Genomic DNA, 13,484 nt, shown 5'->3' with positions numbered 1-13,484 from the left:
AGGATGCCATGAAAACCTGTGCTGGTATTGAAAAATATTATATGTGGCGGGAAAAAATAAATCTTTGCCAGCCCATATGCATGCAGCAATTAAATGAAAATTTTGTCTACATTTATAGGGTAATACCGTTTACCTGCATGACTGAACAAACGATTTTAGCTGGTTGTCTGAAAAATGATCCGGCCGCACAAAGGGAGTTGTACAACAGGTACAGCCCCCGGATGCTATCCGTTTGTTACAGGTTTGCGCAAAGCCGTGAAGATGCCGAAGATATGTTGCAGGAAGGCTTCATAAAAGTTTTTACCCAGATACATACTTTTCAGAATAAGGGCTCCTTTGAAGGATGGGTGAGAAGGATAATTGTGCATACGTGCATCAACTTCCTGAAAAAATACAAGAAATTTAATGAGAGCCTGGAGCTTGAAGTTGCAGGATATATTGCGGTAAAGGAAGAAACGATTCCTTCGATTATGCAGGCGAAACAGGTGGTTGAGTGTATAAGGTTATTACCGGTAGGTTACAGAACTGTTTTAAACCTTTATGCTATTGAGGGTTATAACCATAAAGAAATAGCAGAGATTCTTGAAATAGAAGAGAGCACTAGCAGAAGTCAATATACAAGAGCAAAAGTTATGTTGGAGTCCATTCTGGTTAAAAAGAAAATTCTGGAAAAGCCAGCGCAGGATTTCAAAATGGTTGCCTTGTACAAGGGCTGAACATAACATTTTATATAACCAACTAACTGATTTTTATAGAGCAATTCTATGGAGAATCGTTTATACGATAACGAACTAGAGGATTTATTAAAGCAACAGGCTAACCAGCACCGGATGTATCCTTCTGATCATGTATGGAGAAAAATTCATGCAGAAGTACATAGCCCGAGCAAATGGCCTGCTTTGAGCGTTGTAGCGTTCTTTATAATTGCTTCCCTTGTGGTAGGAACATTGATAATAAAACCACATCGCGAACCAGTACTTACAGCCTTAACTACACCTGCATCATTACAAAACATCACCACAGTTAATAATGACGCTAAAACTGCGGCGCAGGTAACTGATTATGCCAAACATTTACAGGTAAATAACTTTACGCAACAAACAATAGCCTCTGTTACAAGAACCATTGAAACAAACGGGGCAGATGAAGTGTTGATACTTCCATCTTACGGGGCTGTTGCGGAAAAAACTGTATTGGTATCTAACGTTGAAAAAACACCGCAGGCCGCGCACATTATTATAGCAGAAAAGGAAGAAAGACCAGATGAAACACAGGAGAACAGGCATGTAGCACATGCCGAAACTTTCCCGGATGTGCGTCTCTTATTCAGCAATAATTTTACAATACCTTCTTCCAATAATAATGGCTTCTATTTCTCTAATGCTGTATATAGTTATGGCAGCGAATTTCCGTTTATACGGCACACCAATAATACTGCATTAGATATTGATCTTGCATCTGCACCAATTGTTTATTCATCACCGCTTACTCAAATTGGAAAAAAATCTTCGAGGCTCGACTTCCAGGTGTATGTTACACCTTCTATCAGCTATCGCAGGCTTGTGGATGATGTACAGGGTTCTTTATCTAAGTCTTATATTACTGCGCTGCCTTATGCGGCTAACTACGTTATAGATCTTAATAATGTTATTAAGCACAGACCTGCTGTAGGCTACGAGATCGGTTTTTCGCTTGGTTATAATCTCAACAAAAAATTTGCTATCCGTTCAGGTTTTCAATTTAATACACGCCAGTACAATATAGCTGCTTATGCACACAGTTCAGAGCCCGCTACTGTAGCGCTCAGTGCTAATAATTCAGACCTGGTGCTGAACACCGTTTCAGGCTTCAGGAACATAGAAGGCAGCCAGCCGATAGAACTTAAAAACCGCTATTACGAAATTGCAGTTCCAATAGGTATAGACTGGCGCCCCATCAATAAAAAGTTTGCATGGGGTATTTCCGCCTCTGTGCAGCCAACCTATACATTCGATAAAGAACCTTTCATTATTACCTCCAATTACAAAAACTACGCAGATGGTTCGCAACTTATGCGCAACTGGAACATTAACGCAAACTTTGAAACCTATCTTGGTTACAATACCGGCAAATACAGGTGGCAGATAGGGCCACAATTCCGCTACCAGGTTATGGCCACAATGGCAAATTCCTTCCCTATTCGCGAATACCCGCTTGATTTTGGTATTAAGCTTGGCCTGACAAGATCGTTGCAGTAATTCTCTAACTTCCGTTTTTTAAACAACCCGTTATTGTCTTAAATTTTTATTATGAAGCAGGGGCCATTGCAACTATTAAGCGTCTGTTGCGTCGCATTACGTTCATCGTTCGGTAATACTATTCAGCTGCGACCAGCGTATATATTATTTGCTTTTTATGCTTTGCTTACTTCCTGCAGCAATATAGAAAACACAGCCAGCGAAGAAAAATTACCATCAACAAGCAATGCAGTTTTTTACCCGGTGCATGAATATTTTATCATGCAATTATTGAAAGCAGATTCCGCAAACGAAATCAAGTATTATCATACCATCGCAGCAAACACAACAGATTCTTCCGTCATCGATTCAGTTCAGTTGAACCAACTTGCCAAACCTTTTTTGGTTGATGACATAAACGATACCGCCATAAAAAAGTATTACAGAGAATCGATTTTTCATGATGCCACAACCGCAAGCAATACGTTTACCTATACCAGTGTAAACAAAGCTTTACCAATTCAGTCGCTTGATGTTTTGCTCGATACACTCAGCGATAATATCAAACACGTTTTTATTACAAAGACTTTCAGGAAAGGAGATACATCAATAAACGAGAAACTTACCTGGAAGACAGACCTGCATTTTACAATCTACCGCACTACCCAAATAACAGGTAAAGAAACTACAGAGCAGTTTAACATTTCGTGGAAGAGTAAGCAGTAATTTTGCTGTTTTACTATGACGGCTAAACAATTCCAGGATATTGCACACACCATTCCGCAGCAACCAGGCATTTACAAATATTTTGATGCTTCAAATGAATTGCTATATGTAGGCAAAGCGAAAAGCTTGCGGAAACGCATCAGTTCTTATTTTTCCAAAACATTTACCAACTATAAAACACATGAGCTTGTACAACGAATTAATCGTGTAGAATTTACCATCGTAGATTCTGAGCAGGATGCTTTTCTGCTGGAAAATTCGCTGATCAAACAATTTCAGCCGAGGTTCAACATCAACCTGAAGGATGATAAAAGTTACCCTTACATTATCATCAAAAAAGAACCTTTCCCAAGAATATTCCTTACCCGCAGGAAAATAAACGATGGCTCGGAGTACCTTGGCCCGTTTACCTCTGCAGGAAAAGTGCGTGAACTCATCAGCTTTATAAGGCAGTTTATTCCCCTGAGAACCTGTAAGCTAAATCTTGCACCAGGCAATATTGAAAAAGGCAAATTCAAAGTGTGCCTGGAATACCATTTAGGCAATTGCAAGGGCCCTTGTGAAGGCTACCAAAGTGAGACAGATTATGCAGAAGGTTTACTACAAATAAAGCAGATGCTGAAAGGTAATCTCAACCCGATTATTCAGTATTACAAAAAAGAAATGACTGCATTTGCGCTCGATATGAAGTTTGAAAAAGCTGAGCAGGTAAAGAAGAAAATTGAATACCTTGAAAACTACCAGGCCCGTTCTGTAATTGTAAGCAAACATCTTTCGAATATCGATGTATTTTCTATACTCAAAGAACACGACGTTGCCTATGTAAATTACCTGATGGTACAGAATGGCACAATTGTTCAAACACATACAGTAGAATTACAGCCCAGGCTTGACGAATCTGAGGCCGATGTGCTTGCTTTTGCTATTGCCAGCCTGCGTGAAACATTCAACAGTTTAGCCAACGAAATAGTTGTTCCTTTCGAAATTGAAAACGTTTTTGAGCATGTATTGGTTACAGTACCAAAAGGCGGCGACAAAAAGAAGCTCCTATTGCTGTCTCAAAAAAATGCCGATTACTTTTTAGCGGAGATAAAAAAGAAAAAAGTGCTGCAACTGGAAGGCAGATCAGACATGGAAAAAAAGCAGGTGGTTTACAAATTACAACAGGATCTGCAGCTGCCGGTTGCGCCCGTACACATTGAATGTTTTGATAACTCCAACTTCCAGGGCAGCTATCCCGTATCAGCAATGGTTTGTTTTAAAGATGGGGTTCCAAGCAAGAAAGATTACCGTCATTTCAATGTGAAGACTGTAGTAGGTATAAACGACTTCGCAACAATGAAAGAAGTAGTTTACCGGCGCTATAAAAGACTGGTGGACGAATCACAACCGCTGCCGCAGCTGGTAATAATAGATGGCGGAAAAGGCCAGCTTGGTGCAGCTATGGAGAGTGTAAATGAGCTGGGCCTGAATGGCCAGATGGTGGTGGTTGGCCTTGCAAAAAATGAAGAAGAGATTTTTTTCCCGGGAGACAGTGAATCTTTTAAACTTCCGATGAACAGCGATAGCATGCGACTTATAAGATACGTGAGGGATGAGGTACACCGGTTTGGCATTACGTTTCACCGTAATAAAAGATCCAAAGGCACTTTCACAAACGAACTGGAGGGCATCAAAGGCATAGGTGAACAAACCGCTACACAGTTATTGCAAACTTTTAAATCAGTGAAAAATATCAGTAGTCAACCCTTAGAAGAACTCGCAAAAATAATAGGCCTGAAAAAAGCACAACTTGTAAAAAATCATCTCGTAAAATAAAAAGGGGCCTGGATGAAGATCCAACCCCGTTTTAAAATCCAATATCCTATGAAAAACCGTTACAAATTTACGATATAATTAATCATATACAATTTTTTTTTAAGCAACTTCAAAAAAATATTTTCATTTAACACCGGGTTAACTTTCTTTCACTATAACCCGTTGTTAATTAGTCTTTTATAAAAGTATTGAGCCAGCTTTTGCACGTGTTTCAGCACCTGTTGCGTCGCACTCTTGTACTGAAAGAAAATATCCGGGCTGTGGCGTTTCCATTAGCGATCAGCAAGCCAGATAAGGCACATAATTTTCACATTACATAAGCCGCATACTACTTTTATTTATGAAAATACAGGAAGATATTCCCTTGCTGAATAGTATTGGTAGAGTTGAAGTGAGTGACAAAACAGGTGCTGAATATTGGGACAAAAGTTCATTACCAAAAAAAGTCCCGTTGCTATGCAACGGGACTTCGTTTATTCAAACATTTTTTACTAATACTGCCAAAGTGATTGCTCGTAATTAAAAATCTTTTCCTTTATTCTTTCTCCTTCCAGCAGCCTGAACAATGTGTTGTTTGGATATATGGAAGCTAAATCCATGTCGTAGGGATTATCGAACGATGATTTAATAATATAGCTGCTAAACATCCGGCTTTCAAACAGGTCTTCCCAACTCATACGTGCACCAAAATTTTTTGGATTGTAAACCTGGCTTTTTGCAAATACGGGTCTCGCATCAGGGTAATAAATCCACCAAACCGGGCCTTCAGAATTCGGGATTGGTTCGCCATTCGACAGTTTACGACCAACCACCGGTGCTATACCCAGGATTCTAACGAAAAGGCGGCTGGCCTCTTTATCAAAAATCCACTCCTCTTTTACCCTGAATTTGTAAATAGAATCGGGGTCAATTGCTTTCTCACGTACCTGGTATCCTACAACATTGCCATCAAAATCATATTTGGGAACTGTATCATAACCACTGCCAAAAGCAGCTATTGCCGCATCTGCCGTAATAGGGGTAGTAAAACGATCATCGGAACCTTCAAATGCAGTGATTTGACCATCTTTGATTGCTCTTACCAGTATGCTTATAAAGCGCTGACTACCGTTGTCTTCTGTAGAGGCATTCCTGAACGAAAGATTCAGCTTTTCCCTGGCATCGATTTCTCTCCAAACCCTTACGCGGTATACCGCATCATCTTCACGGATATTTTCGTAAGGAAGCGGAGATTTTTCTTTGATCAGATCCTGTTCAATACCAGCATCGTTTCTTAAAGACATTTTCGTACTGTCCAGCAAACCACCTGAAGTACTGCGCACCACCTCTATTGGAAGGGTAGTATCACGTCCCGGAGCGCTGTAGCTCTGCCCGTAAGCGGAACCTCCGGCGGTATTGTTTTTCTTAACTGGTGTAGTATCAGCACTGTTATTGCCATAAGCTGAACCGGAATTACCCTGGTTACCATATGCACTGTAACCACTTGTTGAAGAGGTTTTCTTCTTGGTAGTTCTCTTTTTTGTCTGGGCATCAGCTGAACCTAAGATAACAAGAGATGCCGCAAACAAAATCAGCTTAAATGAATATGTCCTCATGATCCTGATAAGTTATATAAATTAACGTAAGTTAAAAACTATTGGTGCAAGAGTTCTTGTACCGCCCGGGCCGGCTGCTTTAATCTCATCTATTGAAACTGTTGTGCCAGGCTTTGCTTTTTCTATCAAATCCCTCACCCCATCGAACGATGCACCTTTCACCTGTCTGTACTGCAATGTTGGAAATCCTGCGCCTGTAAGCACCAATGTATAGCCTGTAACATCGAACCTTACCCCTTCGAAAACAAAGTTTTCCAATTCTGCTCTTACTCCCATCTGGGCCTTAAACTCGTTAACGCCCATTTGACCTCCTTTATTGTTACCAACTTTGGCAACAGGATCTGGAACACTCTTAACCCTGAATTCAAAAGTTTGAGGTTTTCCGTCGATATTTAAAACCACGTTAGCTTTTCCAGGCGTTCTGGGACGTGATATATACTTACCATTTCCCTGTTTTGCCAGTTCGCCGTTGTCAATTGAAACCTTCACACGCTCATCACCTACATTACCGCCGCTTACACTAAGTGGGTTATCCAAACCTATATAAAGCACTTTCACGGCGTCTGCACTTACACTGGCACCTGTAGGCGAACCAACTGTGTACTTAATTTCCTTTTCCAAGCGACCTGGTGTGCCATCTGGTTTTGTAAAACTAATAACAACTTTTTTGGAATAATCACCTGGACCACCAACTGTTGTTTTGTATTCTGCTATTCCATCAGCATTTAACGGAATGCTTTGACCATCAATAGTAACCGTGGGTTTTGCTGCTTTACTGAATGCTCCTACACCACCTTGAATTGTTAATTCCTGGTTAGGCATCATGTATTCGGAACTCTGGCTTGCAATTGCCTGAAACTGGTCAAAAATGATTTTAACTTCCCCGGTCTTTCTGTGACAATAATCAACTGCAATTGCTTCACTGTTCTTTACATCGTTCTGAAACTTGCTTAAAATTGTAAGCGCTGCAACCGTTGGTGTCATATGAAAGTAGCTGTAACCCCAGTCTCCTTTAGCGGCAGCACTATTAACATTTGCCGGAGGATCAAGATTGAGCGGTAATGTACTTGCAATTTCTTTTGCCATACTATCATCAACAGCAAGCAAATTACTTTTAAAATCAGCAAGCTTTTTTTGCAAAGCGGTTCCTTCTTTTTTCTCAACAAACAACCTTGTGGCAGGTTCAAGTGCATCTTCCTTGAATGCGCCTGTCTTAGGATCTAAACCAGCTTCTGTTTTAAGATTAGATTTAAGACCGTCAATGTAAGTTGAAATATCATCGGATAAAGCTTTGATTTTTAATGCTTTCGCATTCCATACCTCAGCCCTTTCTCTTGTAGCAGGATCTTTTACCTTTTCAGCAAATGATTTGAAAAGCGTATTATTTTTTTCGTCTATAACACCGTTTGAGTTCATCAAACTCGCATCAACAGTTTTAAATGCATTCAAAATCTCAGATGATACGTTGAGTGCTAGCAGGGCAGTAAGAACCAGATACATCAGGTTGATCATCTTCTGCCGTGGCTCTTTAGGTAATGCCATTCTATGTCGGTTTTAATTTTGTTAATTAATTGTGTCCATTTTGGGTTAACGAAATTATTTACCAGACATAGCGCTGATCATATTACCATAAATTGTATTCAATTTATTGAGGTTACCGGCAAGAAGAGCTATTTGATCTTTTGCTCTCACTGCATCATCAGCAGTAGTAGTCATCGCTTTTGAGGCTTCAGCAAGTTTGCCATAAAACTGGTTCATTGCTTTTAGATGATTATTGCTTTCAGACAATTCCAGCTCATAGATTGTATTCAGAGAAGATAAATTTTTTGTTAATACCTGAACCTGCTCGTGAAATACTTTCGCACCATCAGACGCATTGGTAAACGCGGCGGCTGAATTGGCTACGTTTGCATAAGCAGTACCTACAGCACCCATTGCTTTACTTGCTTCCTTTGTTTTTTGCTCAAACTCACCAGTTGCAGCAACCACACTTCCGATTTCTTTCATTCCATCTACAGTTGAACCAAGTTTTTGAAAACCCGCGCTCAGTTTGGAAAGATTAGTAGGTGTAATATCTGCTTCCTGTAACATTTTTTCCATTGACTTCAACGCAGGATTTCCTGCAGGCTCTGCACCCGCAATTTTAACCTGATGATCATCGATTGCAGGATACCTTAAATATAATGCACCATATACACCGAACACGAGGGCTTCAGTACCCAAACCGATAATCAGCATTTCATCAGCACCTTTCCAGTGCATGATTTTAAATAATGCACCAACAATAACTACTGCTGCTGCTAAAGAAACAAAGATGTCAACGATTCGACTTACTTTGGGAGGAATCTGGGCTGCCATAAGACTAGATTTTTAAATTTTCCTTTGATTGTTTTGAGTTTTGAGAATAATCTCCCTATGCATCACGGAAGTAACGCCGGCCCGGGTGATTAGTATAAGCTTTTATTTTTTACGCAGTTGTGCAGGTAAATCAATTACACAACGGAAACCAATGTAAGATTTCGCTGTATCCTGATATTCGTATTGTCGGGAACTTGTCTGCAGAAAATAACCTACATCTTTCCAGCTTCCACCACGTACCACTTTACGTTTCATTCTTGGAGGATCAGAATCCAGTGCGTTCCACCTGATATCAGGATTCATATCATGTACGAAATTGTAAGCACTTTCATAATATAAAGACGATGTCCATTCAGCTACATTTCCTGCCATGTTGTATAGATTGAAATCATTCGGCCAGTAAGCGTCAGCCCTTACAGTATAAAAGCCGCCATCTTCAACATAGTTTCCGCGTCCGGGTTTAAAGTTAGCAAGTAAACATCCTTTCATATTTCTTAAATAAGGACCTCCCCAAGGATAAGGAGACTGGCTTCGACCTCCCCTCGCTGCATACTCCCATTCAGCTTCGGTAGGAAGTCTGAAATCACTTTCAACAGCTTTCTTGTTCTTAAGGAGCCATGAATTCATGTGACGCGTTCTCCAATGACAGAAAGCTACAGCCTGCTTCCAATTAACACCCACTACAGGATAATTACCAAAAGAAGGATGAGAAAAATATCTTTTAGCCTGCGGCTCATTATATGAATATGAGAAATCACGCATCCATACCAAAGTGTCAGGATACACCTGCTGATTATATCGATAAATAAAATCTTTTCTCGGTTTACCTTTATTTGAAAGTTGAGATGCGGCTTTGTAATCAAAATCCTGAACATTATACACTACTTTTTCTGGGTCAATCTCCATTTTACCATAAAGTCGATTTTCCGGAGTTAACATCAGCGGACTCAATTTCTCCATAGTTGCCTTGTCACCCCACTTTAATGACGCAGCTTTTTTCCAATCTATGGCTGTGTCACCTTCGTTACCACCTTGCTTTAAATAACCCATTTGCACCGCTGCAAGCGAGTCTCGTGTCCAGAACACAAACTGGCGATATTCATTATTGGTAATTTCGGTGGCATCCATCCAAAAACCCATGATAGATATTTCCCTGTTTCTGGCAGAGAGATTAAAATTGATATCTTCATCACTAGGACCCATGTGAAATGTTCCTGGTGGGACATAGACCATACCAATTGGCTTACTCATTCCGCCTTGTGAATTTGGGGAAACGCCCACAAGCTGGCCGTTATCGGGTACACCTTTAGTTCTGGCTTTCGAAAAGCAACCTACCGAACCGAAGACGATTGCAGTAAGCGCAGAAATTGTTAATAACCGGGTTCTCATTTATATATTTTAATTAAGTGGGATTGAGCAATTGTCATCCTTTTTCTTTTTCAATAGTTCACATCAACCATTTCCAGCAAATACTATTAACGATGATCGTTATTTGTTATTGTATCGCCTTAATTTTTGAGTAACAAATTAAAGTCCTTTATAGTTTTTACAGGTTTACTACAGGCGTAATTACTGCATAAAAATATTTCCGTGTCATTGGCATCAACGTTTTTTGCTTTTAGTAAAGGAAAATCAACCATTTCATTTTTACTAGTCTGGATAATCTTATTTGGTAAAAACTGGCTGTTTATTTGTTTACACAGATCATGATAGTTTTTACCAATAACCGCAATTTCTTTCACACCACAAACCAGGGTTTGCATAGCTAACGCCCATGCCCCGAATGAACCCGGGTACCTGATTATTGCCTTACCCAACAACGACACCATACGTGTAGCTCTTTCTATCCAATCAGGCTTGTCAAAAACAATACCCAGATAATGTAGATTAGAAGCCATCACAGCATTTGCAGAAGGAACAGCTCCATCATACATCTCTTTTTTTCGCAAGATTACGTCTTGCTGATCAGCCGATGTGTAATAGAAAAGCACTTGCTCTTCATCTGAGAATTTGTTTACGATGTATTCAACTATCAACCTCGACCTTAGCAAATAATCCTGCCTGCCGCTTATTTCCTGAAGGTGTATATACGCCTGCGCCAAAAAACAAAGATCCTCTAAAAAAGCAGGATGCTTAGCCTCATCATTTTTCCAGGTATGGAACCATTCACCGTTTGCAAACATTTTATTTTCCAAAAAGCTTATGGCGCCTGATATACCGTGCATCATGGATTCATTCCCGGTTGCAGCATATGCTTTACAACAAGCAGAAATCATAAGAGCGTTCCAGCCAAGCAGGCATTTATCATCCAGGGCAGGTCTTACTTTCTCGCTTCTTGCCATCAGTAATTTCTCACGTATTGTCTTCAGTTTTTCTTCCTGCGCAGGATTAGTATCAGCTGCCGCAAAAATTTCTTTCTTAAACCTCAATATAATCTTGCCTTCCCAGTTTCCTTTTTCAGGGATATCGTAAAACCCGGATAGCGTAGAAAATTGCTCATCATCCAATATTTCCTTTATTTCTTCGTAAGACCAACAATAAAATTTTCCTTCTTCTCCCTCGCTATCTGCGTCTAATGCACTGTAAAACCCACCTTCAGAATTTGTAAGTTCTGAAAAAACAAATGAAAGCGTATCACTTATAACCTGTGCATATTTCTCTTTTCCCGTTAATTGGTATGCTTCAGATAGCGTTCCTATCAGTAAAGCATTGTCATAAAGCATCTTTTCAAAATGTGGAGCCAGCCATTCTGCATCAGTACTATACCTGGCAAATCCACCTGCCAGGTGATCATAAATCCCGCCTTCGATCATCCTGTCAAGACTTAGCAATGCATGCTCAAGTGCAGCAACATCTCCTGCAAAATGAAAGTGCCGTAACAGGTATTGAATGCCAAAAGTTTGCGGAAACTTAGGCGCCCTTCCAAAACCACCCCATTCCCTGTCAGCAATAGCTAATAAGTTTGTTGCAATAAGGTTTAGATGCTCATCTGTGAAAAATGTATCACCATCTTCAATCCTGCCAACGCCAAAAGAATTAGCATTCACAATGTGCTTTGTCAGGTTTTCAGCCTGCTCTTCTATTTCGCCCCTTTTTGTGGCAAAAGAACCAGCAATCGCCTGAAGTGTTTCTTTCCAGCTCATCCTGTTATAAGCACGAACGGGTGGAAAATAAGTGCCCCCGTAAAACGGCTTTGCATCCGGGGTGAGAAACATATTCAAAGGCCACCCACCACTACCTGTTATAGCCTGTAGCGCCTCCATGTAAATGTGATCCAGATCAGGTCTTTCCTCCCTGTCTATCTTAATGTTTACAAAGAACTCGTTCATTATTGCAGCCGTATCCTCATCCTCAAAACTCTCCCGTTCCATTACATGGCACCAATGACAAGCTGAATAACCAATGCTTACAAGTATAGGCTTTTGCTCATTTTTTGCTTTTTGCAAAGCTTCATTGCCCCAGGGAAACCAATCTACAGGATTGTGTGCATGCTGCAATAGGTAAGGACTTGATTCATGCGCCAAACGGTTGGTAAACTTTGTTTCCAAAGTCATGCTACTGGTTTTCTTTTGATTTCAGCTGTATTACTACTATCATCGCCTGTTGTGTCACTCACTTCAACTTTCAGCACATGGGTGAGCATTAATACCGTGCATCTTACCGTGATCGTACCGATACTGCCGATTACTGCACTACAGTACAAGAGTGCGACGCAACGGAAGCCTGACCAAGGTACAAAAGCCGGGCTCAAAATACTGCTTTTTATGTAATAACACCAAGCTACTCACAAAATTACACGCTATACTTTACTATATTATTTTTATTTTGAAGAATCCACAGTATTAGCTTTGCGCAAAATTTAGTGTAATGAAGCTGATTCTGCCTGTTTTCGCCATCGTAGTGTCTCTACTTTCTACATCCTGTTCCAATAACAATGTTACGGTCGATGACAGTCTTCAAACATTTTTTGACCAGAATAAAGTTAACGGCACATTTGGATTATTCGATAACGGCCAGGGATCATTTACTATCTACAATCTCAGCCGCTTTAAAGATTCGGCTTACCTGCCGGCCTCTACTTTTAAAATTGTAAACAGCCTGATTGGCATACAAACCGGTAGAATTTCAAACGAAAGAATGATTATTCCCTGGGATGGTGTAGTGCGGACTTTTCCAAACGGGGATACGGCTGTTTCGTGGAATAAAGATCTTACTATGGATGAAGCTTTCCGGCAATCTGCAGTGCCCTACTACCAGGAAATTGCCCGCAGAATTGGCAAAGACACCATGCAGACCTGGTTGGACAGCTTAGGCTATGGCAGCAAAGACCAAAAATTCAGCATCGGGAACAATCTGGATACGTTTTGGCTCGATAACACCCTGAAAATTACACCCGACGAGCAACTGGGCCTTGTTAAAAAATTGTATTTCAAGCAATTACCTTTTCAATCCAGGGCACAGGAAATAGTGAAAAAAGCGATGACGCAGGAAAATAATGCGAATTACCAGCTGAGCTACAAAACCGGTTGGGGCTTCGCGGAAAATGGTAACGCTGTTGGCTGGGCCGCCGGCTGGATTGAAGAAAACCAGCATCCTTATTTTTTTGTACTGAATATTGATGGACCCCATAGTACAAACATTGCTACTGCACAAAAAAATATACTTGCGGGAATACTAAAACAGCTCGGTTTCTTTGAAGGCAGAAAATAACCTGCGGAACATTTTTGGCTTTTCAACAAAATACATTTTTTCAAAGCTCATTTTTAGTTTG

Annotated in this window: 10 protein-coding genes; 5 read left to right on the top strand and 5 right to left on the bottom strand. The window is 40.4% G+C overall.

What is annotated here, in order from left to right; translation table 11 throughout:
• Positions 1 to 8 precede the first annotated feature (8 nt).
• The 4 genes from I5907_RS07980 (at position 9) to uvrC (ending at position 4,760) form a co-directional block, all read left to right on the top strand.
• Entirely contained in the window at positions 9 to 716 is a 708-nt protein-coding gene (locus I5907_RS07980) for an RNA polymerase sigma factor (protein WP_231401996.1), read from the top strand.
• Positions 717 to 764: 48 nt separating this feature from the next.
• Positions 765 to 2,237 carry an outer membrane beta-barrel protein gene (locus tag I5907_RS07975; RefSeq protein ID WP_196990187.1) on the top strand — a complete coding sequence of 491 codons (1,473 nt, stop codon included), beginning with the start codon at positions 765 to 767 and terminating at the stop codon, positions 2,235 to 2,237.
• Between the two features lie 261 nt (positions 2,238 to 2,498).
• Positions 2,499 to 2,942, top strand: a complete 444-nt coding sequence (locus tag I5907_RS07970; protein ID WP_196990186.1) for a hypothetical protein — start codon at positions 2,499 to 2,501, stop codon at positions 2,940 to 2,942.
• Between the two features lie 15 nt (positions 2,943 to 2,957).
• Positions 2,958 to 4,760, top strand: a complete 1,803-nt coding sequence (gene uvrC / locus I5907_RS07965) for an excinuclease ABC subunit UvrC (protein ID WP_196990185.1) — start codon at positions 2,958 to 2,960, stop codon at positions 4,758 to 4,760.
• 491 nt (positions 4,761 to 5,251) lie between these two features.
• On the opposite strand, the gene porN is transcribed toward uvrC, so the two are convergent.
• From porN to I5907_RS07940, 5 genes are all read right to left on the bottom strand, one after another.
• On the bottom strand, positions 5,252 to 6,355 hold the full coding sequence (gene porN, locus I5907_RS07960; RefSeq protein ID WP_196990184.1) for a type IX secretion system ring subunit PorN/GldN: 1,104 nt from the start codon (positions 6,353 to 6,355) through the stop codon (positions 5,252 to 5,254).
• Positions 6,356 to 6,376: 21 nt separating this feature from the next.
• Positions 6,377 to 7,897, bottom strand: a complete 1,521-nt coding sequence (gene porM / locus I5907_RS07955) for a type IX secretion system motor protein PorM/GldM (RefSeq protein WP_231401995.1) — start codon at positions 7,895 to 7,897, stop codon at positions 6,377 to 6,379.
• Between the two features lie 54 nt (positions 7,898 to 7,951).
• Complete coding sequence (gene porL, locus I5907_RS07950; protein ID WP_196990183.1) at positions 7,952 to 8,713, bottom strand: type IX secretion system motor protein PorL/GldL; 762 nt, start codon at positions 8,711 to 8,713, stop codon at positions 7,952 to 7,954.
• Between the two features lie 102 nt (positions 8,714 to 8,815).
• Positions 8,816 to 10,102, bottom strand: coding sequence for a T9SS ring complex lipoprotein PorK/GldK (porK, locus tag I5907_RS07945; protein ID WP_196990182.1), 1,287 nt, complete (start codon positions 10,100 to 10,102; stop codon positions 8,816 to 8,818).
• Between the two features lie 119 nt (positions 10,103 to 10,221).
• The gene (locus I5907_RS07940; protein WP_196990181.1) at positions 10,222 to 12,267 is read right to left on the bottom strand and encodes a thioredoxin domain-containing protein; all 2,046 of its coding nucleotides are present in this window, start codon (positions 12,265 to 12,267) and stop codon (positions 10,222 to 10,224) included.
• A 313-nt stretch (positions 12,268 to 12,580) separates the two neighbouring features.
• Here I5907_RS07940 and I5907_RS07935 point away from each other — a divergent pair, with 313 nt between their 5' ends.
• On the top strand, positions 12,581 to 13,423 hold the full coding sequence (locus tag I5907_RS07935; RefSeq protein ID WP_196990180.1) for a penicillin-binding transpeptidase domain-containing protein: 843 nt from the start codon (positions 12,581 to 12,583) through the stop codon (positions 13,421 to 13,423).
• Positions 13,424 to 13,484: the final 61 nt, after the last annotated feature.

Source organism: Panacibacter microcysteis (genome assembly GCF_015831355.1).
In the GTDB taxonomy this organism is placed as follows: domain Bacteria; phylum Bacteroidota; class Bacteroidia; order Chitinophagales; family Chitinophagaceae; genus Panacibacter; species Panacibacter microcysteis.
This window is presented reverse-complemented; position numbering and strand designations above follow the sequence as displayed.